Here is a 23,190-nt window from a genome sequence, read left to right on the forward strand (position 1 = left end):
CTCGATCCATGGCACACCTCGTCTCGCGAATGCGGAGGACGGTCTTAGTTGCCTGCGCCACCCTTCACCATTTCGCGCAACGCATCTTCACCTCGCACGCCGGTTCGAAAGAGCTCTATCAGCGTTCGGGCAAGCATGTCCGCTTCGTCACTGTCGCTTGCTATGCGTCTCGCTTCCAATTCACGATCCAATATTCGTTGGAGCGTATCGAGATCATCAGACGAGAGTGGAAGGGAATAGAAGCCGGTGCTGGGGCACATAACGCTACCTCCCTCTGGTCGATCGAATTGCGCGCTGCGCACGCCAACCCCGTTTCGATCTCGCGTTGTTCGATGGGGAAATCAGCGCTTTGTCCTCCAGCAGCCCGGCGCGGCGGGCCGCCCTCACAAATACGCGCCTTGCTTCGTGCGGCTGCCTCCAGCCGTCCAGGACGTCGCGGCAGACCCGATAGGCTGCGCGATAGGTTTGCCCTCTCGCGCCTTCGGGCCACTGGTCGCGAAGACATTCCAGTGCTTCCCAGGAATTGGCGACAACCCGCTCGCCGGTTGAGCTCAGGCGCAGTCTCACTGGAACGGGAAACTGAATATCGCTCATCGTCTACTTCGCCCCAAAGGTTACATCGTTTTGCTGTTTCCGGTTTGCGCACGCGCACCGACTTCGCTACCGGCGACGATCGCCTCCGCGTCTGGTGCGAGAAGATTGGCCCGTTGCGCGAAGGCGACAAATGTTGCGCGAGCGGTCTCGACATCGATTTCGCCGGCAAGTGCTGCTTTGCAAGCATTGAGCGCTACGGCGTGCTTCGCATTTCGCTTCGATGGCGGCCACTCGTGCAGCCAGGCATAGGCCTCTCTCACGCTGCGGATCTCAGCCGGAAATCCGAGCCCCACGAGGATTGTGACTGGGTGTTGAAAGCAATCGAGTTTCATCGTTCTTCTCCACGCGACATTGAATTCGACGTCGTGCATTGACCAACCACCTACCAGGTCACCGGCAAGTGATCCGACCCGGCGAGACAGATCGAGCGTTATCGTGCCACTGGCTGCCGGCGGCATTCCGGCTCCCGCCGCACCAAAGAATCAGGCGCAGCGCATCTTGCAACGGTGCTACCGACTATCCGCCCCATCGGGCGCGCACGTTTCGTTTCCGTCAGAAGTCCATGCCGGCTGCCGGCATCGGCGGCACGGGCGCCTCCTTCTTCGGCTTCTCGGCGACCATTGCCTCGGTGGTAATCAGCAGGCCAGCGATCGAGGCCGCGTCCTGCAGCGCGGTGCGAACCACCTTGACCGGGTCGATCACGCCCTGAGCATAAAGATCACCGAACTCGTTGGTCTGGGCGTTCCAGCCATAACCAAATTCGGTCTTTTCACGCAGCTTGCCGACAATGATCGAGCCTTCGGCACCCGCGTTCTCGGCGATCTGGCGCACCGGCGCCTCGATTGCGCGGCGAACTAGGTCGATGCCGTGCCTCTGGTCGGCATTCTCGGCCCGGGTGTTGTCCAGTGCTTTGACCGCCCTCAGCAAAGCGACACCACCTCCCGGCAGCACGCCCTCCTCGACGGCCGCCCGCGTGGCATGCATCGCGTCGTCGACGCGGTCCTTACGTTCCTTCACCTCAACCTCGGTCGAACCGCCGACGCGGATGACGGCAACGCCGCCAGCAAGCTTGGCCAGTCGCTCCTGCAGCTTTTCGCGATCGTAGTCCGACGTGGTTTCCTCAATTTGCGCCTTGATCTGGGCGACACGGCCCTGAATGTCGCTCTTCGAGCCAGCGCCGTCGACGATCGTGGTGTTGTCCTTCTCGACCACGACGTTCTTGGCACGGCCAAGCATGTTGAGCGTGACGTTTTCGAGCTTGATGCCGAGGTCTTCGGAGATGACCGTGCCACCCGTCAGGATGGCGATGTCTTCGAGCATGGCCTTGCGGCGATCGCCGAAGCCCGGAGCCTTGACAGCAGCGATTTTCAGGCCGCCGCGCAGCTTGTTGACGACGAGCGTCGCCAGCGCCTCGCCCTCGACATCCTCGGCGATGATAAGAAGAGGTTTTCCGGACTGAACAACCGCTTCGAGGACCGGAAGCAGTGCCTGCAGGTTCGAGAGTTTCTTCTCATGGATGAGCACGTAGGGTTCTTCGAGCTCAACCCGCATCTTGTCGGGGTTTGTGATGAAATACGGCGAGAGATAACCGCGGTCGAATTGCATGCCTTCGACGACTTCCAACTCCGTCACCGCGGTCTTGGCTTCCTCGACGGTGATCACCCCTTCGTTGCCCACCTTTTCCATCGCTTCTGCGAGGAAGCGGCCAATCTCGGTGTCGCCATTGGCTGAGATGGTACCAACCTGGGCGATTTCGTCGTTCCTGGTGACTTTGCGGGCGTTCCGCCGCAGTTCCTCGACTAGAGCTTCGACTGCTTTGTCGATGCCGCGCTTCAGATCCATCGGGTTCATGCCCGACGCCACGGCCTTGGCACCTTCCTTGACGATCGCCTGCGCGAGGACTGTTGCGGTCGTGGTACCGTCACCAGCGACGTCACTGGTTTTCGACGCTACTTCGCGCACCATCTGGGCGCCCATGTTCTCGAACTTGTCCTCAAGCTCAATTTCTTTGGCAACGGTTACGCCATCCTTAGTGATACGGGGCGCGCCGTACGACTTGTCGATGACGACGTTGCGCCCCTTAGGGCCGAGCGTGACCTTGACGGCATTGGCGAGAATATCGACGCCGCGCAGCATCTTCTCACGGGCGTCGGAATGGAATCTCACTTCCTTGGCAGCCATTTTTCTACTCCTTTCTGATGCGACATTCCGCTTCTGGCATGGGCCCGGATCGGCATTAGGCCGCGTTTCTCGCTGCGGTGCCGACCTCGATCACGCCCATTACGTCGGATTCCTTCATGATCAGGAGATCCTCGCCATCGAGCTTGATCTCGGTGCCCGACCATTTGCCGAAGAGAATGCGATCCCCCACCTCGACATCGAGCGGTCGCAGTTGTCCGCTGTCGTCGCGCGCGCCCGGGCCGGCGGCAACGACCTCGCCCTCCTGCGGCTTTTCCTTCGCGGTGTCTGGGATGATGATGCCGCCGGCCGTTTTTTTCTCGGCCTCGAGGCGACGAACCAAGATACGGTCATGCAAGGGACGGAACATCATGTCGGTCTCCTCATAGACAAAGAGAATTTCAAGAGGTCCTCCGCGCCGCATTCGGAACGAAACCGACGCGGGGAGCTGATGCTTTCGGCATCGCTCGAACAACGATCTGGTTTCTGATTTTTCGAGTTTCAAGAGGGTGGCTCGAATTTTTTAGCACTCGCTCCTATCGAGTGCTAACACTATGAATTCACAGCGCCATTTTACGGCGATCCCGCTCGACTTTGGCTTATCTCCCCCCTTGACGCCGTAAAATGGCATCCCCAAATCATTTTTGTCGACGCCCATGTGGGGTCGGCATGGTCAGGGAGCGCCAAGCTTCTTGGCGTTCCCTCGTATCTATGTTGCTCTACGGAGGATGTAGCTATGAGAACAAATCTCGACTTTACCCCCTTCTACAGGTCAAGCATCGGCTTCGACCGCATGTTCGACCTGCTCGAAAACGCCAGCCTCAACGCTGACAACTGGCCGCCTTACAACATCGTCAAACTCGGCGAAGACGCATACCGCATCGTCATCGCGGTGGCTGGTTTTGCCGAGGATGAACTGACGATCACCCACGAGGCGAACATGCTCGTGGTCAACGGCGCGAAGTCGGAGGATGAGGAAGTCCAGTACCTGCATCAGGGCCTCGCTGTGAGGCCGTTTGCGCGCCGATTTGAACTCGCCGATCATGTCATCGTCGAGGGGGCAAAGCTCGAAAACGGGCTTCTGGTCATCAATCTCAAGAAGGAAGTCCCTGAGGAGATGAAGCCGCGTCGGATCGCCATCCAGGCCGAGCCGACGAAGCCCGCTTCGAAACAGATCGAAGGCGACAAGGCAGCCTAGTGTGACGCGCCCTGCTCGATCCTCGGTTGTTGCCGAACAGCCGAGGAAGCAGTTGACAAAAGGAGACAAGGAAACCGAAGAAAGGGTCAAGCCATGAGTGTACGTGATCTGATCCCTTGGAGCCGGGGCAGCAGCCAGGTTCCGAACGTGTATCGCGGCGATGACATGGATCCATTCCTGTCACTGCACCGCAATGACAACCGTCTGTTCGACGAAGTCTTCCGCGGTTTCGGCTCGCCATCGTTGTTCGGTGATACGCCCTTCAATGGCGCGTGGCCGCACGTGGAGATCGAGGAGAATGACAACGAGATCCGGATCACAGCTGAGGTTCCGGGCACCGATCCAGACGCCGTTGAGGTGCTGCTGGAAGATGGTTTGCTCACGCTTCGCGGCGAAAACAAAAGGGAGACCGAGGACAAGGATCGCCGCTTTAGCGAGCGCTACTACGGGCGCTTCGAACGGCGGCTGGTTGTTGGTCGTCAGGTCGATGAGGATAAGGTTACCGCTACGTTCAAGAACGGTCTGCTCGCAGTGACCCTGCCCAAGACCGAAAAGGCGCGAGCCAACGTCAAGCGGATCAAGATCGATCGCACCAAATAATACCGCTCGCCGCATGCCAGCCGGGTGGAGACGTGCCCGGCTGGTTACTGGTGCGAAGCGACGACGTCGATGCCGCAACCACTTGCTAGAGCGTAACCACTTGCTAGAGATAGACATTCGGTCGGGCGGTAGTACACATTATTCGCCTGTCACGCTCGAAGACCCTAGTTGCCTGGCTTTCGAAACAATGCTCTGCAACATCGGCGTATCCATCGCACAGCGAAGAAGGGCCCTCTGGGCTGACCCCGCTAGGTCCCCAGACAGGGTAAAGGCAGCCGGAGGCGAATTTTGGCGTAGTGGATAGCCGCGCGGCCTTACGACCTATCAAGTGCGACGGCGAACCGCGCTGGCGCGGTGTACGGGGCGGATACTCGAAAGGCTGGGGCAGTAAGCATGCCCCAGCCCGAGCCATTCTAGGCCGGCGAGTGGTGACCGCCGGCGCCGGTCGTCGTCCCGAGTTGTTCATCCGCGGCCGTCAACATGCCCGCATCTCGGCACGCGTCAATGAACGCCTCGCGCGCGAGCGCGACTGGCGTCATTCGATTTAGAGCGCGGCGGCACGTTTGAACGGCCCGATTGTATTTTCTGCCTCGATAGATATTCCAATCCCCTTCGAGGAAATCGAGCACGTCGTTGACAGAAGCGAAGACCTGTCGCGTCCCGTCCTTCATTTGAACGGTAACGGACGTCATCCATACCAATTCCGGGTTGACCATGATGTCCTCCTTTCGCATTCAACCGGATGAAAAAGAAGTGAAGAAAATATCGGGCCGATCAGCGCGGATTTCAAGAACTTAGCGTATCGCCGCCTTGACGCGAGCATGCGCTCCCGTCGCCCCGACTTCCCCGAGAAAACAGCAGGTCACAGCGGACCGCTAGTCGACGATGTGGTAGCCGCCGTCGACATAGAGCACCTGGCCCGTTATCAGCCGGGCGGCATCGTGGGCCAGGAAGGCCGTGGCAACGCCGACATCGTCGATGTCGACGAGTTCGCGCGACGGCGACTTGACCTTCGTCTTTTCGAGCAGCGCGTCGAATTCCGGGATACCGGAGGCGGCGCGGGTCGCAAGCGCTCCCGGCGAAATCGCATGGACGCGAATCCCCTTCGGACCGAGTTCCGAGGCAAGATAGCGGACCGCGCTTTCGAGGGCCGCCTTGGCGACGCCCATGATGTTGTAGTTTTCCACCACCACTTGTGAGCCGTAATAGGTCATGGTGAAGAGCGTGCCGCCGTTCTTCATCAGCGGCTCGGCGAGATGGGCCATGCGGATGAAGGACCAGCAGGATATATCCATGGTCTTCAAAAACCCCTCGCGCGGGACATCGACCACGCGGCCGCCGAGCGTATCCTTCGGTGAAAAGGCGATCGAGTGCACAAGGAAATCGAGCTCTCCCCAGGTCCTGCCGATTTCCTCGAAGACCGCCTCCATCTGACCGGGAACGGCAACGTCGAGCGGCAGGAAAATCGGCGCTTCGATCTCATGCGCCAAGGGCTCCACATGGGGCTTTGCCTTGTCGTTCAGATAGGTGACGGCAACTTCCGCTCCGAAGGCACGAAAGGCGCGGGCGCAGCCCCAGGCGATCGACCGATCGTTGGCGATGCCGACGATCAGACCTTTGCGGCCGTCCAGTAGTTTGGCCTTTGCGACAGGAATGGACATGAATTGCCTCCGATGGATCAGGCAGAACGAGTTTTAAGGAGTGCCAGCGTGTGGCGCGCGATCATCAATTCCTCGTCGGTCGGGATGACATAGAGCGCGACGCGGCTTGAAGGCGTGGAAATCAGCGTGGCACCCGCCTCGTTCGCGGCCGAATCGAGTTCGGCGCCGAGCCAGGCGAGGTTCTGAGCGATACGCGCGCGGATCCCGGCGGAGTTCTCACCGACACCCGCCGTGAAGACGAAAGCATCGATGCCGCCGAGCGCAGCGGCAAGCATCCCGGCATTGAGCCCGCAGCGATAGAGGAAGTGATCGATAGCGAGCTTGGCGTGCGGATCCTCGCTTGCTAGAAGATCGCGCATGTCGTTCGACACGCCGGACAGCCCCTTGAGGCCTGCCTCATGATAGAGCAGATCTGAAACAGCCTTTGCGCTCATGCCGCGCTGTAGGATCAGGTAGAGCACCACGCCCGGATCGAGCTGGCCAGGCCGCGTTCCCATCGGCAAGCCGTCGAGCGCGGTGAAGCCCATGGTGCTCTCGATACTATGTCCATCGCGCAGGGCACACATCGACGCACCACTGCCGAGATGCGCAACGATGACGCGGCCGTCTGCTACCTGAGGTGCGACATCGCGCAGGCGCTCCGAGATGTACTCGTAGGAAAGTCCGTGGAAGCCATAGCGCCGGACGCCGTCATCGTAGAAGCTGCGCGGCATGGCGTAGCAGTTCACCGCTTCCGGGTGGCCGTGGTGGAAAGCGGTATCGAAGCAGGCCACCTGCGGCACGTCCGGATTGATCGCCATCGCCTGGCGGATCGGCGCCAGGTTGTTCGGCTGGTGCAGCGGGGCAAGGTCCTGGTAGCTCGCAAGGCGTTCGAGCACGGAGGCGTCGATCAGCACCGGCTCGGCAAAGTCGGGGCCGCCATGCACCACCCGATGGCCGACTGCACGCAGCGTGAAGCCTTCGAGGGTCAACAGCCAGTCCCGCGCCGCTGCAATGGCCGCCGGCAGGTCGCCAACGACGTCGGCTTTATAGCTTCGGTCGACGAGCACGGTTCCATCAGCCGCTTTCGCCTGCAGGCGTGGTTGCGTACCGATGCCGCCGATCTGCCCCTTCACCCGGCGTTCGAGGCCAGCATCGGTGATCTCGAAAACCTGAAACTTCAGGCTTGACGATCCGGCATTGACGACGAGAAGCGCGTCCATGGTCACACCGCCGCGACTTTTGGCGTGCGGCGCCGCGCCGCATAGAGCGAGGCGACGGCACAGGAGGCGAGGCGCGTCCGCACCGAGTCCGCCCGCGAGGTCAGCACGATCGGCACCCGCGCGCCAAGCACGATGCCGGCGGCGTCGGCATGGGACAGGAAGGTGAGGTTCTTCGCCAGCATGTTGCCGGCCTCGAGATCGGGCACCACCAGGATCTGCGCTCGCCCGGCAACAGGGGAAACTATGCCCTTAATTTTCGCGGCCTCCGGATCGATCGCATTGTCGAAGGCAAGCGGGCCCTCGAGAACGCCGCCGGTGATTTGGCCGCGCTCCGCCATCTTGCAGAGCGCAGCCGCCTCGATCGTCGAGGGGATCTTCGTTGTCACGGTCTCGACGGCCGAAAGAATGGCGACGCGCGGCTCGCCAAGACCGATCGTCACCCAGAGGTCGATGGCGTTCTGCACGATGTCGCGTTTGGCTTCGAGGTCCGGGAAGATGTTGATGGCGGCATCGGTGATGAAAAGCGTCTCGGCATGGCCCGGCACGTCCATGATGAAGACGTGGCTGATCCTTCGATCGGTCCTGAGGCCGGTCGCAGAGGCCGCGACCTCGCGCATCAACTCGTCCGTATGCAGGCTTCCCTTCATCAGCAGCTCGCCGCGCCCCTCGCGGATCATCGCCACCGCCTTTGCCGCCGCCGCATGGCTGTGCGGCACGTCGACGATCTCGTAGCTTCCGAGCTCGAGCCGGTGTTCGGCAGCGACGCTACGGATCTTCGCTTCCGGGCCGACGAGCACGGGTTTGATCAATCCCGTTTCGGCGGCTTCAAGCGGCCCACGCAGCGAGGTCTCGTCGCAAGGGTGTACGACGATGGTGACCGCTGGCGTCTCATCTCGCGCGGCGGCAATCAGGCGATCGTATTTGGACTGCTCAAGTGGCAGTGCGGCTACCTCGGACACGTCGAAACTCCTTCTTCAATCAGGATGCGGCGCGAGTGCGGGCGGGTTTGCCGCCATTGATCGCAACCGGCGGCTCGCTTTCCAACTGGAAAAGCGACGCCACTCGTTGCAGCCGCTCGGCTGCGAGACCTGTCAGCGCACCGGAGGCTTCCAGCACCTCGCGAAGGGCGGTGAAGGCGGCGCGACGCTGCTCGACTGCTTCCGGCAGCAACTTCGGAAGCGCCGCAAGGGCGGCGTCCTCGTCGATCAGCAGCATGAAGTATTGCTCGCGCATCACCGCCTTGAATTCGGCAAGGGTCAACTGCCTGGCCGAGGGGTGCGCACGGCGAAGCCTGCGAACGGCCTCAAGTCCGCGTTCGTCCGCACCGCCACGCGCCATGCCGACGAAGATCAACGCCCGGGCAAGCGCTTCACATGTGGCGCCGTCTGCCAACTTGGCCCTAAGCTCGGCGATCCGCGCCTCGACGAGCGCTTGATGCAGCAGGCTCTTCTCGGCCTTGCGCGGCGGCTGGTCCGAATTCCTGTCGATCCCGAGTGCGGCCTGCAGGGTCGGCGAACCGTAGATGGCGTGGAAACTCTGTTCCGAAAGGTACTCGGCCGTCCGCCGCCAAGCGTCGAGGCCGTCCACGATCTGATGCGACAGAGCCTCCTGCCAGGCAATGAACGGGTTGCCCGCGTCCGCCGGTTCGCGGTTTTCGCGAACGAGGTCCGCAAGCGCTGAAGTCCAGGCCATGAAGGGATTGTCCGGCCCGAACAGCGCATATTGCAGCCGCAACGGATGCATGTTCCGCATCGCCTCGGCGACGGGTGGCGTCGCTGCTGCCTTGACCATCGGCTGCAGATAGGTGCGATAGAGCGCCAGATTGACTTCCGAAAGCTTCGCGGCGGCGGCGAAACGACGCTCGTCCTCGATGTCGTTGCCGCCAAGCGCCCGGATATCGTCGAGCGTTCTCGCCTCGCAGCGCATCAGCCATTCGCCGGAGACGAGATCCCTGCCCTCCGCGACATTGCCCGCCGGCGTCAGCACCGCTTCATATAGGCCGGGGGGCAGCACGTCGATGAAATCGATGTTGGAGGCAAATTCGTCATGTTCCTTCCGGGCGACGCCGGCGGACACGAAAATGCCGAGATGCCCGACTGTCTCGTGAACGGTATAGACGATCGTCTGGCCGTAGGCGCGGATCTCGTCGACGCTGTCGTAGAGGTCGAGGATCCAGCCGAGCGCCTGCTGCGGCGGGGTGATGTTGTCTCCCTTCGAGCAGAACACGACGATTGGCGAACGGATGTTGCGAAGGTCTATCGCGGTGCCGTCCGACGTGCGGATTTCGCCGGCGGCGAGCTTGTTGCCGACGAAGAGTTCATCGACGATGAACTGCATCTCCTCGGCATTCAGCGTCACGTGCCCGCCCCACCAGCGTTCGAAGCCGAGGTAGCGGGCGGCCTCCGTGTCGATCTTCGAATAGAGATTGTATTGTTTGGTCCAGAGCGTATTGGCCGGGTTCTGGTTCTCGAAATTCTGCACCAGCCAGGCCCCGTCGAAGACACCGGCGCCGAGATCGCCGGTCAGTGCCGTCAGCCAGCTTCCTCCCAGAAGCCCGCCGGAATAGCGCATCGGGTTCTGCCCTTTAACGCCGGCCCAGTAAGAAAGCGGCGCGCCGGCAATGATGATCGGGCCGAAGAGCTCCGGCCTCAACGCGGCAACCATCATCACGGCCCAGCCCGCCTGGCAATTGCCGATCACACAGGGCTTTCCATCCGCGTCCGGATGGCGAGCGATCACGGTTTCGAGGAAGTGGGCTTCGGCAAGAACGATATCCTCGATCGTCTGCCCAGGAACCGGATCGGGAAGGAAGCCGATGAAATAGCAGGGATGGCCCGCCTTCATCGCCACGCCGATCTCGCTGTCCGCCTTGAAACCGCCGATTCCCGGGCCATGACCGGCACGGGGATCGACGACGACGAAGGGGCGCTTCGACGGATCGATCACGACGCCGTCGGGCGGAACGATGCTGACCAACGCATAGTTTACCGGCCGTGCGAGCGTGCGTCCGTCGCGAACGAGCCGGGCCTCGAACTCCAGCACGTGCGGCGCCGTCTGCGTCCTGTGCTCCTCGTATTGCGCACCGCGCTGCCGCATCACGTCAAGAAAGAGGATCGAGCGCTGCCAAGCATCGAGCGAATAGGAATAGGCATCGGCAAACGTCGGTATTGTCGGGATCGTGGGATGCTTGGGCATGGTGTCCACTCCTCGGTGCAATTGAAGGTCGGCCCCGTCGCCAAGGCCAATAGAACAACGCAATTGGTCTCGCATTGACCTTAGTCAAAGAGACAGGCGGCATGGCCGCAATATGAACTCGACATAGATGACCCGAGAACGTTTAACCGGGCCGCAGGAGCATATCAGTGGAGTATTACGGCGATTTGTCGCCGTAGCGATTTCTTCGCCCCTAAACCCGTCGAAGACGCATACGCATCGCCAACCTTTGGCGTTTCTTCGCAGTGCAGCATCATACAGAAAACGGCACCAGGCAAGACGGCCCTTGAAATTCAGGACGGAGCTTGCCAATTGGGGCAAAAACCACAAGGAGTTGCCAAGGCAATGAGCGAAACCGAAATGTCCGTAGAGAAACATGTCTTCGAAGCCGATGTGGCACGACTGCTCCATTTGATGGTGCATTCGGTCTATTCCGACAAGAACGTCTTCCTCCGCGAACTGATTTCGAACGCCGCGGATGCCTGCGAGAAACTGCGCTATGAAGCGATCGTCTCGCCCGAGCTGCTTTCCGGCGATCCGACCCCGCGCATCACCCTGACGCTCGATGAAGCGAACAGCCGCCTTGTCGTCGAAGACAATGGTATCGGCATGAGCCGCGATGAGCTCGTCGAGGCACTCGGCACGATCGCTCGCTCGGGTACCCGCGCCTTCATGGAACGCATCGAGGCCGCGCAGGGCAAGGAAGGCGCACAGCTTATCGGTCAGTTCGGTGTCGGCTTCTACTCCGCCTTCATGGTCGCCGATAAGGTCGACGTCGTGTCGCGCCGCGCAGGTTCTGAACACGCCTGGATGTGGTCCTCCGACGGCAAGGGCAGCTACACCGTTTCTGCGGCCGAACTTGCGGATGCTCCGGCGCGCGGCACGCGCATCACGCTCCATCTGATGGAGGATGCCAAGACCTATACGTCGCGCTGGACGGTCGAGCGCATCGTCAAGGATCAATCCGGCCACGTGCCGGTGCCTATCTCCATTCTGGAAAAGCCCGGCGCGGAACCCGTTCAGGTCGGCGACGGCACCGCGCTCTGGACCAAGCAGAAGAGCGAGATCAGCAAGGAAGACTATGCGGACTTCTACCGCGGCGTAGCCGGGCAGTATGACGACCCTGCCCTGACGGTACACTTCCGCGCCGAAGGCCGGCATGAATATACGGCCCTTGCCTTCGTGCCCGGCTCGAAGCCCTTCGACCTCTTCGATCCGGACCGCAAGGGAAGGATGAAGCTCTACGTCAAGCGCGTCTTCATCACCGACGAGGCGGAATTGCTGCCGCGCTACCTGCGCTTCGTGCGCGGCCTCGTCGACACCTCGGATCTGCCCTTGAACGTCTCGCGCGAGATGATCCAGGAAAGCCCGCTGCTCGCAAGCATCCGCAAGGGTGTCACCAACCGCGTGCTGACTGCGATCGAAAAGCTGGCGGAGAGCGAGCCAGAGACCTTCGACAAGATCTGGGAAAATTTCGGCAGCGTGCTCAAGGAAGGCATCTACGAGGATTACGAGCGCCGCGAACAGCTGGTCGCGCTGTCACGCTTCCGGACCACCACCTCGGACGAGGGCCGGCGCAGTCTCGCCGACTACGTCAAGGACATGAAGGAAGGCCAGTCGGCAATCTATTATCTGACGGGCGACAATCTCGGCCAGCTCAAGGCCTCGCCTCAGCTCGAGGGCTTTCGCGCTCGCGGCATAGAAGTGCTGCTTTTGACCGATCCGGTCGATAGCTTCTGGGTGACGTCCGCCCCCGACTTCGAGGGTAAGCCCTGGAAGTCGATCACCCAAGGTGCTGCCGATCTCAGCAATATCGCCAAGCCCGAAGGTGGCAAGGAAGAGGCGCCGCAGGCCAGCCAGTTGGTCATCGACTTCGTCGCCTTCGCCAAGGAAACGCTCGGTGCGGCCGTCTCCGACGTCCGCACGTCCGACCGTCTGACGGAAAGCGCCGTCTGCCTGGTCGCGCCGGAGCACGGTCCCGATCGCCAGCTCGAAAAGATGCTTCAGGGCGCCGGCCGTCTCGAAGACGCGGCCAAGCCGATCCTCGAAGTCAATCCGAACCATGCGCTGATCACCGCAATGGCCGCCAGCCCCGCCGGCGATAGCGCGTTTCGGACGGACGCGGTTCAACTCCTGCTCGACCAGGCGCGCGTGCTCGACGGCGACAAGCCGCAGGATCCGCGCGCCTTCGCCGAACGGCTATCGCGCGTCTTCGATCGCGCACTCAAAGCCTAAAACAAAGATCCCCGGAAATCTCCGTGATTTCCGGGGCTTCTTGCCGTTTCCTTTAGCAGCGCCTTAACTTGCGCCTTTGCCGCCTTACGTAGCGCTAGTTCGCCTTCGCGACTTGCATCCCGATTTCCGCCAGCACCTCGTCGGTGTGTTCTCCTAGCCGCGGCACGCCGCGGTCAAGCGCAAGTTCGGCACCGGAAAAGCGGATCGGAGTCCTGACACCCGGTGATGTACCGGCAGCAGCGCCCGAATGCGGCGTATCCACTCGCATCTGCCGATGCGCGATCTGCGGATCGGCAAAGACGTCGGCGACCGTGTTGATCGGCCCGCCGGGCACGCCGGCATCTTCCAGCATCTTCAACAGCGCGTCGCGTTCGATCTTTGCGGTCTCCGCGGCCAACTCCGGGGTCAGCGTCTCCCGGTTCTGCACCCTGAGCGCATTGGTCAGGTAACGTTCGTCGGCCGCGAGGTCGGAACGCCCGAGCAATGCGCAGAACTTCACGAACTGCCGGTCATTGCCGACAGCGACGATCAGGTGGCCGTCGGAGGTCGGGAAGACCTGATAAGGCGCTATGTTCGGGTGCGCATTGCCGAGCCGGCGCGGCGCCTTGCCGGAAACCAGGAAGTTCAGCGCCTGGTTGGCGAGCACGCCGGTCATGCAGTCGAGCAGTGCCATGTCGATCTGCTGCCCTTCGCCGGTGCGTTCGCGCTGGGCTAGGGCCGCCTGGACGGCAATCACGCCGTAGAGGCCGGTGAAGATATCGGCGAAGGCGACGCCGATCTTCTGCGGCTCGCGATCCGGTTCGCCGGTCAGGTCCATGATGCCGCTCATACCCTGGACGATATAGTCGTAGCCGGCACGATGGGCATAGGGACCATCCTGGCCGAAGCCGGTGACCGAGCAATAGATCAGCCGTGGATTGATCTTCTTCAGGCTCTCATAATCGAGGCCATATTTGGTGAGCCCGCCGACCTTGAAGTTTTCCAGCAGAACATCCGACTGCGCCGCCAGCCGGCGCACCGCCTCCTGCCCCTCCTCCGTCGTGAAGTCGAGCACCACGGAGCGCTTGCCGCGGTTGCAGGCATGAAAGTAGGCGGCGTCGAGCTTCTCGCCATCCTCGCCCGCGACGAAGGGCGGGCCCCAGGTGCGGGTGTCGTCACCTGCCGGGCTTTCAACCTTGATGACGTCGGCACCGAGATCGGCCAGCGTCTGACCGATCCAGGGGCCCGCGAGGATGCGGGCGAGTTCCAGGACACGAATGCCTTTCAGCGGCGCTTCCATGATCGTGCCGCTCAGAAGAAGGCCTGGAGGCCGGTCTGGGCGCGGCCGAGGATCAACGCATGAACGTCATGCGTACCCTCGTAGGTGTTGACGGTCTCGAGGTTCACCATATGGCGCATGACCTGGTATTCCTCGGAGATGCCGTTGCCGCCGTGCATGTCGCGCGCCATGCGGGCGATATCGAGCGCCTTGCCGCAGTTGTTGCGCTTGACGATCGAGATCATCTCCGGGGCCATGCGGCCTTCGTCCATCAGCCGACCGACGCGGAGTGATCCCTGCAGGCCGAGTGTGATCTCCGTCTGCATGTCGGCGAGTTTCTTCTGGAAGAGCTGCGTCTGTGCGAGCGGACGGTTGAACTGCTTGCGGTCGAGGCCGTACTGGCGCGCGGCGTGCCAGCAGAACTCAGCGGCGCCGAGCGCGCCCCAGGAAATGCCGTAGCGCGCGCGGTTGAGGCAGCCGAACGGACCCTTGAGGCCTTCCACATTCGGCAGCAGCGCCTCTTCGCCGACTTCGACATTGTCCATGACGATTTCGCCGGTGATCGACGCGCGCAGCGACAGCTTGCCCGCGATCTTCGGGGCGGAAAGGCCCTTCATGCCCTTTTCGAGCACGAAGCCGCGGATGGCACCCCCATGGGTTTCCGACTTCGCCCAGACGACGAAGACATCGGCGAGCGGCGCGTTGGAGATCCACATCTTCGAGCCGACGAGGCGGTAGCCGCTCTCCGTCTTGATGGCGCGGGTCTTCATACCGGCCGGATCCGAACCGGCATCCGGCTCGGTCAGGCCGAAACAGCTGATCCACTCGCCGCTGATCAACTTCGGCAGATACTTTTGCTTCTGCTCTTCGGAGCCGTAGGCATAGATCGGATAGATCACCAGCGAAGATTGTACGCTCATCATCGAGCGGTAGCCGCTGTCGACGCGCTCGACTTCGCGTGCAACGAGGCCGTAGGCGACGTAGGAAGCGCCGACGCCGCCATAGGTGTCGGAGACGGTGACGCCGAGCAGGCCGAGTTCGCCCATTTCGCGGAAGATCTCCGGGTCGGTCGATTCTTCGCGGTAGGCGTCGATGATGCGCGGCTGCAGCCGGTCCTGCGCATAGGCCCGCGCGGTGTCGCGGATCATACGCTCGTCCTCGGTCAACTGATCTTCGAGGAGGAACGGATCATCCCATTGAAATTGCGTCTTGCCGGCCATGTTTCTCTCCCATCGGATTATTCGGCTGATGTTATCGCAAGGGGTGCAGGCCGTTTCAAACGAAATTGAGGCACCGCCTCATGCGCCCAGGGAATGGCCCCTCCTCCGACCCGGAACACCCCCGTGTTGCAAAATCGCTAAAATATGACGACAAGAGCTGAAGTCCTTCGGGCCGCCAATTCTCGCTGCCGAGCGGCCCAGTCAACGCAAGAGACCAAAAGCAAGCCACGACCATGGCCAACGACCGCCTCGAACGCTTCGCCCACAATCTCGACTGGAATCTTCTGCGCACCTTCGTCGTGCTTGTCGAGGAAGGCAGCATTACCGCAGCGGCAAACCGGCTGCTTCTGCAGCAGCCGGCCGTCAGCATGGCGCTGAAACGATTGGAGCAAACGGTTGGCCAGAAACTCATCGACCGGCGTCCCGGGCGCTTCAACCTGACGGACGCCGGCGCCCGTCTGCACGCTCAATGCCGCGACATCTTCGCCGCCGTCATACGCCTGCCGAACGTTCTGGAAACCGCCGGCGAGGAAATCACCGGCCACCTCAACATCCATTCCGTCAGTCACGCCCACAATCCTGCCTGGGACCGCAAGCTCGAAAGCTTCTTCCGGCTGCACCCGAAAGTGACGCTGTCGGTCACCATCGCGACGACTGTCGACGTACTGAGCGCGGTCGAGCGCAACGTTGCGACGATGGGCCTTTGCGACGGCAACATACCCGACTGGCTCAACAAGCGCTTCCACGTGCGCGAGCGCTATGCCCTCTATTGCGGGCGAAGTCATCCGCTGTTCGGCGTCGAGGGCATCGACTTCAACGACCTCAGGGGCAATCCCTATATCGCCTTCATCGCCGACGTGCTGGGCGGCCAGCACATGAACTCGGTGACGGCGGTGCGCGCAATCGGCTCCTTCGGTCAGCAGGTCCGCGCCGTTTCCTGCAACGTCGAAGAGGTCATGCGGCTGATCGCCTCCAATGTCGGCATCGGCATGTTGCCCGATCACCTGGCGGCGCCGGCCGCGGCGGAGGGCCAACTTTGGCAGTTGCCGCCCTACACAGACCTGCCGACGACCGACGTCTTCCGCATCTCCAACCCCAACGCGATCCTCAATCCGGCTGAAGCCGCGTTTCTGGCCCATGTCGCCGACACGGAGCCACTCGACCGCTGCGTCGATGAGATCGTCTGACTATCATCAGAATTGATAGCCACCTTTCCGGTTATAAATTTGAACGCAGATGGCAGCTTGCCTATGGTCTCGCCCACAACCAACGGAGGCGGGACATGCGCGAATACGATGTGGCAATCATTGGCGGCGGCATCGCCGGACTGTCGCTCGCCTATTTCCTGGCGCCACATCGCTCCGTCGTGGTGATCGAGCGGGAGGAAGGGCTCGGCTACCACAGCACCGGACGCTCGGCAGCAGAGTTCGTGCTGCGCTACAACGCGCCCGACGTTTGTGCGCTCGCGACCATATCCAAGTCCTTTTTCGACAATCCGCCCGAAGGATTCTCAGAGGTGGCGTTGCTCAAGCAGCGCGGCGGCGTCATGATCGCCAATGCCGAGAAGGTTGACCGCTTCGAGGAGGTCCTCCGGGCGGAACACCGCGCCAATCCTGAAATCCAGAGGCTGACCGTCGACGAGGTGATCGCGCGCGTGCCGATCCTTCGGCCGGACTATGTTGCCGCCGCCTACTACGATCCGCATTTCTGGGACATCGAGGTGGAAAACCTCGTGCAAGGCTATGTCCGGGGCGCGCGCCGCCATGGTGCGGCGATCATCGAGCGCTCGGACGTGCTGGCACCGCGCCGCGATGGCGACCGCTGGGTGCTGATGACGAGTGCTGGTGATGTCAGCGCACAGACGATCGTCAACGCCGCCGGCGGCTGGGCTGATCCGGTTGCCGACCTGTTCGGCGTTGCCCCCGTCGGCATCGTCCCACATCGCCGCACGGCGATCACCGTCGATCTTCCCGAAGGGATCGACGCGCTCACCTTGCCGGAAATCAACGAGATCGATGAAGACTTCTACATGAAGCCCGAGGGTGGGCGACTGCTCGCCTCGCCGGCCGACGCCACCCCTTGCGAGCCGGCCGACGTCCAGCCCGAGGAAATCGATGTCGCCTGGGCGGCGCATTATATCGAAGAGGCAACGACCGTCCCGGTTCGCCGCATCTTCAAGAGCTGGGCCGGCATGCGCAGCTTCTCACCCGACAAACTACCGGTCATCGGTTTTGCCCTCGACCGACCGGATTTCTTCTGGCTCGCCGGTCAGGGCGGCTATGGCATCTTGACCTCGCCCGCGCTTGGCGCCCTTGCCGCGAACCTCGTCATCGGCGCCACGGCGCCGGAAGGCTTTGACGCCGTCGGCCTCGACCTATCGAAATTCAGCCCGGCACGCTTCGAGAAGTAACGGGATCGGTTCGTCGTCGGTCACGAGCCGATCGCCAGCAACCGGCGACGGCCGGCCGGATCACTTGCGCGCCAGGCTGAAGGAAAAATGGCTGCCGCGGTGATAGTCGAGCGCGTAGACCACCGGCAAGCCTGCCGCATTGAAACAGGTCTCGCGGATCAGCAGCGCCGGCCCGAAGTCGCGCAAATCGTTGCGCTCCACCACATCATCGGGAAGCATGACGGCAGAGACGATCGCAGCCGACATCCTGGGCCTGCTCCTGTGCTGATCCAAAAGATCGAGCAGTGAGCCGGTCCAATCGACATCATAGAGGCGCAACGGGATGATGCTGCGCGGGATGAAGTCGACGCAATAGAGGATCGGCTCGTCCTTGTGCAGCCGCAGCCGTTCGAGGCGGATCACCCGCTCGCCCGGCTGGAGCCGCAATTGCTCCGCCGTGATCGCATCAGGTGTTTCTTCCGCTACGGAGAGAACCTTGTTGGCCGTGGCGTAGCCATAGTGCCGGGCCATGTCAGTGACGCTTTCAAAGACGGTGATCGGGCGATCGACCCTGACGGCGGACATGGCCGAGACGAAGCGTCCCCGCCCGTGCTCGACATAGATGATGCTGTCCTGCTCGAGCAGCTTCAGCGCTTCGCGCAGCGCCGGACGCGAGATCTTGAAGCGCTGTGTCAACTGCGCCTCGGTCGGCAATTTGTCGCCGGGATTGAGCCCTTCGTCGCGAATCAGATCCGCGATGCGGTCGCGAAGCTGAATCACCAGTGTGCGCGTATCACGAAGGGGTTCGTCCAATTCCTCTCACTCCGCTGAACAATCACAAGCACGTTCTTGTCTGACAAATCCTGGAAGGTCAAGTGCGCCCCAGTTCGCCCGGGTTATCGACGCTTCTCCGCGCCCATCACGATGTGCAGCGGTGCCGGCGAGATATCGCCGGAGACATCTCCCTTGACACCGCCTCGCGTTGTTGTCAGTTGTCTTACAACAGTGAAGAGAACGGCGGACACCAAGACCGTCGGCCGAGGCAACCACCGGGAAAACGTGTCATGCTGAACTTTGACGAACACAGATTTCTTCGCATCCAGTCGGGCGCGGTCGCGCTGCGCCAACAACTAGACGCCACGATCGCGGCCTGTCTCGCCGCCGGAGCGGAGAACATCTTCTTCACGGGAACCGGCGGCGCCGCCATCCTGATGCAGCCGGCCGCCCAGCTCCTTCAACGCCGGTCCCGCTTTCCCACCTTTATCGACCTGCCGGCAGAACTCGTCCTTTCCGGATCGGCGAACCTGAATTCCAGGTCCATCGTCGTCATTCCCTCCCTGTCCGGAACGACGAAAGAAAGCGTGGCGATGCTCGAGAAGGCAAAGGCGGTTGGCGCGACCGTCTTGACGCTCGTCGGGCATCGGGACACACCGCTCGGCCAAGGCGGCGACCACGTTTTCGTCAACTTCGCCGAAGACGACACCTCCTGCGAATCCTTCTATCTGCAATCGCTCTTCATCGCACTTTCGATCATGCGCCACCGCGGGGAACTCGAAGGTTACGAGCGGATCGCGAGCGAACTCGAAACCCTGCCGCAATCGCTGCAGAAGGTGAAGCGCGGCTTCGAAGCCAGGGCGGAGGAATTCGCGAAGGTTCTTGCCGGTTCGAACTATCACATCATCACCGGCGCCGGTAACGCGTGGCCGGAGGCCTTCTACTACGGCATGTGCATTCTCGAGGAGATGCAATGGATCCGTACCCGTCCGGTGCATGCTTCCGACTTCTTCCATGGTACGCTCGAACTGGTTGAACAGGACGTCAGCGTCATCCTGTTCAAGGGCGAAGATGCGATGCGTCCCCTTGCCGAGCGCGTTCAGAACTTCGTGCCGAACTACACAAGCAAGCTGACCGTCCTCGACACCGCGGAGTTTACCCTCCCCGGGCTTTCTCCCGACGTGCGTGGTCTCGTCTCACCGATCGTGCTTGCAACCGTGCTCGAGCGCATCAGCGCTCATCTGGAGGTGATGCGCAATCACCCTCTGACGACGCGGCGCTACTACAAACGCGTTGCCTACTGAGCATTCGAGACGTAATCGTTCGCCTACAGCGCCGCGCGTCTTAGCAGACGCGCAAAGGTCGCTGTAGGACTTTGATTTGCTGCATGTCTTCGTCCTCAAATCGGGGTCGATTTAAGGAGACATGCAGAGCGGTCGCGGATGCGAGAACGCGTTCGCGACCTTTCCATGCGGCTGCCAGGAGACGCCATGACCACCTTCCGCCTTGCCGCCGTCGGCGACAATTGCATCGACCGTTTCCAGGCGCCGGTGGGCGAAACCTATGTCGGCGGCAACGCGATCAATGTCGCGGTGCAGTGGGCGCTTCTTGGGCAGCAGTCATTCTACTTCGGCGCCGTCGGCCTTGATCGCAACGGCGCGCAAGTGCGGCAGCTTCTTAAGCAGAACGGCGTGCGGCTCGACGGCCTCAAGGAGCGCGACGTCCACACCGCCTATACCGACATCGGCATCACGCCGGAGGGCGACCGCGTCTTCCTTTATGAGGATTTCGGCGCCTGCGCCGGTTACCGACCCGAGGCAGACGACCTCGCCCTCCTGAAGACCATGGATCACGTGCATATCGGCTGGCTCGACGACGGTGGCGCGCTGCGCAAGAGCCTTGCCGCCGCCGGCGTCAGCGTCTCGCAAGACGTCTCCGTCAATGCCGCCCCTGCCGACCTTGGCGTAGAGGGGCTCAGCATCGCCTTTGGGTCAGGCGGCGACGGCGATAACGACGCGGAACGATTGGCCGGAGATTTCCTCTCTCGCAGTGCGGAGTTGGCCGTCGTCACGCGAGGCGCCCTGGGGTCGCTCGCAAGCGACGGCGCCGAACTGGTATCGACCGGCAGCCGTCCGGTGGATGTCGTCGATACCACAGGCGCAGGCGACAGCTTTATCGCCGGGTTCATTCTCGCTCATCTCGAAGGCCGCCCGCTCATCGAACGGCTGGAGGCCGGGCGCGACCTTGCTGCGCGCACCTGCACCCATGTCGGCGGGTTTCCGCAGCAACCGCACCCGCTTTGACGCAATTCGCCCCCCTACCCGGCCCGGTTCAACACCGGGCCGGGTATATGGCGGGCGCCTTCGATCTTTTCACCGCAAGGAATTAGCGCCGTGCTCAACGCACATCGAACCGCCCGAAGCGGGCTTCGACACGCGACTGCAGGTATTCGAGGCCGATCGAGAGGATCCAGTAGATCATCGAGGCGGTGATCAGCATCTCGATGTGGCGGAACTCGGTCTGCCCCTGGGTGCGGGCGAGATACATGATCTCCCAGACTCCGACGACGGAAACGAGCGAGGAGTCCTTCAGCATGGCGATGAACTGGTTGCCGGTCGGCGGGATGATGACCCGCATCGCCTGCGGCATGATCACCAGCGCCATCGTCTGGCTCGGGCTGAGGCCAAGCGCGGTCGCGCCTTCCGTCTGGCCGCGCGGAATGCTCTCGATGCCGGCGCGGAAGATCTCGGTCATATAGGCGCCATAGCACAGCGACAGCGCCAGGATGCCCGCCGGCACCGCACCGATGACGTAGCCGACCTGCGGCAGGCCGAGATAGATGATGTAGATCTGCATCAACAACGGCAGGCCGCGGAACAGCGAGGTGTAGAAGGTGGCCAGCCCATAGACCACGCCGTTCTTCGACAGCTTGGCAATGGCGCCGACGAGCGCAATCAGCGTGGCGATCGCGATCGAGAGCACCGAGATGTAGAGCGTCGTGACGACGCCTTGCGAGACCAGGTAGCCGATCTTCTTGGCGATGAAGGCGAAGGACAGATCGAACGAATAGAAGAACAGCATCAACAGCACGAAGAGTTCGACCCAGACGCCGATCACCTGTCCGCCGCGCGGCAATTGCCGCAAGGCCTTCCAGTTCGCCGCCGCGATCAGGGCGACCATCAAGGCACTCGTCAGCCGGCCGAGCGCCGGGTTGGCTTCCAGCCAGCCGGCCGAGGTCGGCAGCAGATGGCCGATCCAGGCAGGGCTGATGCCGAGCCCGTAGATCGCCAGCGTGACGAGCGCCAGCATCAGAAACATGCCGGACCGTCGCGCGACATCCGGATAAGTCAGTATCAGACGACCAATCATCTCAAAATCTCCGGCGTTCAGGCCGCGCGCTCGCGCCACCAGTCCTGTGCCTGCAGTTTCCAGTAGGTGAGTTGCGCCACCGCCAGCCCGGCATAACCACCGGCCCAGACCAGACCGAACGGCCGGAAAAGCTTGTAGCGGTCGGACTGGCCGAGAATGCCTTCGGCCACCAGCTTGCCGCCGATCGCCGTCGTGTTGAGCCCGTGGCCGCCAAAGGCGGTGCAATGCCAGACTCCCGGCCGCATCTCGCCGATCTGGGGCATCAGGTGGCGGGCGTAGGACATCAGCCCCGACCAGGCGAGTTCGGTCTTGAGTTCCTTGAGCTGCGGATAGGTGCCGGTCATCTCGCGCCGCAGTTCGCCGGCAAGGGCCGCGGGCGACGCCGCCCGCGTGGTGATCCGCCCACCCCAGAGCAGCCGCTTGCCGCCATCCACCAGCCGGTAATAGTCGCCGGCGCGGCGGTTGTCGCCGATCGCGTCGCTGGTGGCGATGGCCGAGCGGATCAGATCCGGCGCCGCCTCGCTCAGCATCACGTAGGTTGCGATCGGCAGGAAGGCGCGCTTCAGCCGGCCGTTGAGCGGCCCGGTGTAGCCGCCGGTCGTGAAGACGACCTGGCGTGCCTTGACGCGACCACGGGCCGTCGACACCGTCTTTTCGGTACCGTCGAGCATGCTTGCCGTTGCCGCCGAGCCCTCATAGATCCGCCCACCCAGCCGCTCGATCTCCTCCGCAACGGCGCGCAGGTAGTTGAGCGGGTGCATGTGGAAGGCTCGGGGATCGCGCAGACCCTGAAAATAGCGTTTCGACTTCAATACGGAGCGGATGCGCTCGGTGTCGAAATATTCCAGTTCGTATCCGTAGTCTTGGCGCATCGCGTCGGTATGAGCCTTCAAGCTGCCGCCGTCGTCGTAGCGCAGCACGCTGGTGATGCCGGGCTGCGCATGGGCGCTATCGATCTTCAGTGCCGCAATCGTATCGCGAACGAAATCGACGCCTTCGATCGACAGCCGATGGATCTGGCGTGCACCTTCTGCACCGGCCATCCGCGCGATATTCTCGCCACCAGTCGCAAATCCGGGGCTGACAAAGCCGCCATTTCGACCGGAAGCCCCGAAGCCGACGCTTTCGGCTTCGAGCACGACGGCCGATTGTCCGGCGCGTGCAAGCTGAAGCGCCGTTGTCAGACCGGCAAGCCCGCCGCCGACGACGACCGTGTCGCATTCGATGGTTTCCGAAAGGACTGGTCTGACCTTACGATCGACCATCGTCTTTTTGTAATAGGTATCCGGATAGGACATT

The 23,190-nt window shown here is 62.2% G+C and carries 21 protein-coding genes; 7 read left to right on the top strand and 14 right to left on the bottom strand.

Features of this window, described 5'->3' with window-relative positions; all coding sequences use genetic code 11:
* Window positions 1-264 precede the first annotated feature (264 nt).
* The 4 genes from BHMPCIPO_RS19940 to BHMPCIPO_RS19955 all read right to left on the bottom strand — a co-directional run bounded on the left by BHMPCIPO_RS19940 (window position 265) and on the right by BHMPCIPO_RS19955 (window position 3,145).
* Window positions 265-594: a DUF982 domain-containing protein gene (locus tag BHMPCIPO_RS19940; protein ID WP_173518573.1), complete on the bottom strand. Its 330-nt coding sequence runs from the start codon at window positions 592-594 to the stop codon at window positions 265-267.
* Window positions 595-614: 20 nt separating this feature from the next.
* On the bottom strand, window positions 615-926 hold the full coding sequence (locus BHMPCIPO_RS19945; RefSeq protein ID WP_173520109.1) for a DUF982 domain-containing protein: 312 nt from the start codon (window positions 924-926) through the stop codon (window positions 615-617).
* A 220-nt stretch (window positions 927-1,146) separates the two neighbouring features.
* A complete protein-coding gene (gene groL / locus BHMPCIPO_RS19950) occupies window positions 1,147-2,775 on the bottom strand; it encodes a chaperonin GroEL (RefSeq protein ID WP_173518574.1) in 1,629 nt (542 codons plus the stop codon).
* A 55-nt stretch (window positions 2,776-2,830) separates the two neighbouring features.
* Window positions 2,831-3,145 carry a co-chaperone GroES gene (locus tag BHMPCIPO_RS19955; RefSeq protein WP_173518575.1) on the bottom strand — a complete coding sequence of 105 codons (315 nt, stop codon included), beginning with the start codon at window positions 3,143-3,145 and terminating at the stop codon, window positions 2,831-2,833.
* A gap of 363 nt (window positions 3,146-3,508) precedes the next feature.
* On the opposite strand from BHMPCIPO_RS19955, the gene BHMPCIPO_RS19960 reads away from it, so the two are divergent.
* Both BHMPCIPO_RS19960 and BHMPCIPO_RS19965 read left to right on the top strand, forming a co-directional pair.
* Complete coding sequence (locus BHMPCIPO_RS19960; RefSeq protein WP_173518576.1) at window positions 3,509-3,970, top strand: Hsp20 family protein; 462 nt, start codon at window positions 3,509-3,511, stop codon at window positions 3,968-3,970.
* A gap of 93 nt (window positions 3,971-4,063) precedes the next feature.
* Window positions 4,064-4,570: an Hsp20/alpha crystallin family protein gene (locus tag BHMPCIPO_RS19965; RefSeq protein WP_173518577.1), complete on the top strand. Its 507-nt coding sequence runs from the start codon at window positions 4,064-4,066 to the stop codon at window positions 4,568-4,570.
* Window positions 4,571-4,983: 413 nt separating this feature from the next.
* Here BHMPCIPO_RS19965 and BHMPCIPO_RS19970 read toward each other — a convergent pair whose 3' ends face one another.
* The 5 genes from BHMPCIPO_RS19970 to BHMPCIPO_RS19990 form a co-directional block, all read right to left on the bottom strand.
* Window positions 4,984-5,286 carry a DUF982 domain-containing protein gene (locus BHMPCIPO_RS19970; protein ID WP_246304488.1) on the bottom strand — a complete coding sequence of 101 codons (303 nt, stop codon included), beginning with the start codon at window positions 5,284-5,286 and terminating at the stop codon, window positions 4,984-4,986.
* Window positions 5,287-5,445: 159 nt separating this feature from the next.
* The gene (fabI, locus tag BHMPCIPO_RS19975; RefSeq protein ID WP_173518579.1) at window positions 5,446-6,231 is read right to left on the bottom strand and encodes an enoyl-ACP reductase FabI; all 786 of its coding nucleotides are present in this window, start codon (window positions 6,229-6,231) and stop codon (window positions 5,446-5,448) included.
* Window positions 6,232-6,248: 17 nt separating this feature from the next.
* Window positions 6,249-7,433, bottom strand: coding sequence for an acetate/propionate family kinase (locus tag BHMPCIPO_RS19980; RefSeq protein WP_173518580.1), 1,185 nt, complete (start codon window positions 7,431-7,433; stop codon window positions 6,249-6,251).
* A gap of 2 nt (window positions 7,434-7,435) precedes the next feature.
* Complete coding sequence (locus BHMPCIPO_RS19985) at window positions 7,436-8,392, bottom strand: phosphate acetyltransferase (RefSeq protein ID WP_173518581.1); 957 nt, start codon at window positions 8,390-8,392, stop codon at window positions 7,436-7,438.
* Between the two features lie 19 nt (window positions 8,393-8,411).
* Complete coding sequence (locus BHMPCIPO_RS19990; RefSeq protein WP_173518582.1) at window positions 8,412-10,628, bottom strand: DUF3141 domain-containing protein; 2,217 nt, start codon at window positions 10,626-10,628, stop codon at window positions 8,412-8,414.
* Window positions 10,629-10,991: 363 nt separating this feature from the next.
* On the opposite strand from BHMPCIPO_RS19990, the gene htpG reads away from it, so the two are divergent.
* Window positions 10,992-12,881, top strand: coding sequence for a molecular chaperone HtpG (htpG, locus tag BHMPCIPO_RS19995; RefSeq protein ID WP_173518583.1), 1,890 nt, complete (start codon window positions 10,992-10,994; stop codon window positions 12,879-12,881).
* Window positions 12,882-12,975: 94 nt separating this feature from the next.
* Here the strand turns inward: htpG and BHMPCIPO_RS20000 are convergent, their stop codons facing one another.
* Window positions 12,976-14,160 carry a CaiB/BaiF CoA transferase family protein gene (locus BHMPCIPO_RS20000; protein ID WP_173518584.1) on the bottom strand — a complete coding sequence of 395 codons (1,185 nt, stop codon included), beginning with the start codon at window positions 14,158-14,160 and terminating at the stop codon, window positions 12,976-12,978.
* An 11-nt stretch (window positions 14,161-14,171) separates the two neighbouring features.
* A complete protein-coding gene (locus BHMPCIPO_RS20005; RefSeq protein ID WP_173518585.1) occupies window positions 14,172-15,359 on the bottom strand; it encodes an acyl-CoA dehydrogenase in 1,188 nt (395 codons plus the stop codon).
* A gap of 233 nt (window positions 15,360-15,592) precedes the next feature.
* Between BHMPCIPO_RS20005 and BHMPCIPO_RS20010 the strand changes: the two genes are divergently transcribed.
* The gene (locus BHMPCIPO_RS20010) at window positions 15,593-16,546 is read left to right on the top strand and encodes a LysR family transcriptional regulator (protein ID WP_173518586.1); all 954 of its coding nucleotides are present in this window, start codon (window positions 15,593-15,595) and stop codon (window positions 16,544-16,546) included.
* 95 nt (window positions 16,547-16,641) lie between these two features.
* Window positions 16,642-17,769: an NAD(P)/FAD-dependent oxidoreductase gene (locus BHMPCIPO_RS20015; RefSeq protein ID WP_173518587.1), complete on the top strand. Its 1,128-nt coding sequence runs from the start codon at window positions 16,642-16,644 to the stop codon at window positions 17,767-17,769.
* A 60-nt stretch (window positions 17,770-17,829) separates the two neighbouring features.
* On the opposite strand, the gene BHMPCIPO_RS20020 is transcribed toward BHMPCIPO_RS20015, so the two are convergent.
* Complete coding sequence (locus BHMPCIPO_RS20020) at window positions 17,830-18,561, bottom strand: GntR family transcriptional regulator (RefSeq protein ID WP_173518588.1); 732 nt, start codon at window positions 18,559-18,561, stop codon at window positions 17,830-17,832.
* A 251-nt stretch (window positions 18,562-18,812) separates the two neighbouring features.
* Between BHMPCIPO_RS20020 and BHMPCIPO_RS20025 the strand changes: the two genes are divergently transcribed.
* Both BHMPCIPO_RS20025 and BHMPCIPO_RS20030 read left to right on the top strand, forming a co-directional pair.
* Window positions 18,813-19,826: an SIS domain-containing protein gene (locus BHMPCIPO_RS20025; protein ID WP_173518589.1), complete on the top strand. Its 1,014-nt coding sequence runs from the start codon at window positions 18,813-18,815 to the stop codon at window positions 19,824-19,826.
* Between the two features lie 186 nt (window positions 19,827-20,012).
* Window positions 20,013-20,825, top strand: a complete 813-nt coding sequence (locus BHMPCIPO_RS20030; RefSeq protein WP_173518590.1) for a PfkB family carbohydrate kinase — start codon at window positions 20,013-20,015, stop codon at window positions 20,823-20,825.
* Between the two features lie 94 nt (window positions 20,826-20,919).
* On the opposite strand, the gene BHMPCIPO_RS20035 is transcribed toward BHMPCIPO_RS20030, so the two are convergent.
* A complete protein-coding gene (locus BHMPCIPO_RS20035; protein ID WP_173518591.1) occupies window positions 20,920-21,891 on the bottom strand; it encodes an amino acid ABC transporter permease in 972 nt (323 codons plus the stop codon).
* Between the two features lie 17 nt (window positions 21,892-21,908).
* A complete protein-coding gene (locus BHMPCIPO_RS20040; RefSeq protein ID WP_173518592.1) occupies window positions 21,909-23,189 on the bottom strand; it encodes an NAD(P)/FAD-dependent oxidoreductase in 1,281 nt (426 codons plus the stop codon).
* Window position 23,190 lies beyond the last annotated feature (1 nt).

This window comes from Ensifer sesbaniae, from assembly GCF_013283665.1.
Lineage (GTDB): Bacteria > Pseudomonadota > Alphaproteobacteria > Rhizobiales > Rhizobiaceae > Ensifer > Ensifer sesbaniae.

Coding starts and splice junctions, on each gene's coding strand:
- BHMPCIPO_RS20015 (WP_173518587.1), top strand. CDS start 16,642: ATGCGCGAATACGATGTGGCAATCATTGGCGGCGGCATCGCCGGACTG.
- BHMPCIPO_RS20025 (WP_173518589.1), top strand. CDS start 18,813: ATGCTGAACTTTGACGAACACAGATTTCTTCGCATCCAGTCGGGCGCG.
- BHMPCIPO_RS19990 (WP_173518582.1), bottom strand. CDS start 10,628: ATGCCCAAGCATCCCACGATCCCGACAATACCGACGTTTGCCGATGCC.
- BHMPCIPO_RS19980 (WP_173518580.1), bottom strand. CDS start 7,433: ATGGACGCGCTTCTCGTCGTCAATGCCGGATCGTCAAGCCTGAAGTTT.
- groL (WP_173518574.1), bottom strand. CDS start 2,775: ATGGCTGCCAAGGAAGTGAGATTCCATTCCGACGCCCGTGAGAAGATG.
- BHMPCIPO_RS19965 (WP_173518577.1), top strand. CDS start 4,064: ATGAGTGTACGTGATCTGATCCCTTGGAGCCGGGGCAGCAGCCAGGTT.
- BHMPCIPO_RS20000 (WP_173518584.1), bottom strand. CDS start 14,160: ATGGAAGCGCCGCTGAAAGGCATTCGTGTCCTGGAACTCGCCCGCATC.
- BHMPCIPO_RS19970 (WP_246304488.1), bottom strand. CDS start 5,286: ATGGTCAACCCGGAATTGGTATGGATGACGTCCGTTACCGTTCAAATG.
- BHMPCIPO_RS20035 (WP_173518591.1), bottom strand. CDS start 21,891: ATGATTGGTCGTCTGATACTGACTTATCCGGATGTCGCGCGACGGTCC.
- BHMPCIPO_RS20010 (WP_173518586.1), top strand. CDS start 15,593: ATGGCCAACGACCGCCTCGAACGCTTCGCCCACAATCTCGACTGGAAT.
- htpG (WP_173518583.1), top strand. CDS start 10,992: ATGAGCGAAACCGAAATGTCCGTAGAGAAACATGTCTTCGAAGCCGAT.
- fabI (WP_173518579.1), bottom strand. CDS start 6,231: ATGTCCATTCCTGTCGCAAAGGCCAAACTACTGGACGGCCGCAAAGGT.
- BHMPCIPO_RS19960 (WP_173518576.1), top strand. CDS start 3,509: ATGAGAACAAATCTCGACTTTACCCCCTTCTACAGGTCAAGCATCGGC.
- BHMPCIPO_RS20040 (WP_173518592.1), bottom strand. CDS start 23,189: ATGTCCTATCCGGATACCTATTACAAAAAGACGATGGTCGATCGTAAG.
- BHMPCIPO_RS19955 (WP_173518575.1), bottom strand. CDS start 3,145: ATGATGTTCCGTCCCTTGCATGACCGTATCTTGGTTCGTCGCCTCGAG.
- BHMPCIPO_RS20030 (WP_173518590.1), top strand. CDS start 20,013: ATGACCACCTTCCGCCTTGCCGCCGTCGGCGACAATTGCATCGACCGT.
- BHMPCIPO_RS19940 (WP_173518573.1), bottom strand. CDS start 594: ATGAGCGATATTCAGTTTCCCGTTCCAGTGAGACTGCGCCTGAGCTCA.
- BHMPCIPO_RS19945 (WP_173520109.1), bottom strand. CDS start 926: ATGAAACTCGATTGCTTTCAACACCCAGTCACAATCCTCGTGGGGCTC.
- BHMPCIPO_RS20005 (WP_173518585.1), bottom strand. CDS start 15,359: ATGGCCGGCAAGACGCAATTTCAATGGGATGATCCGTTCCTCCTCGAA.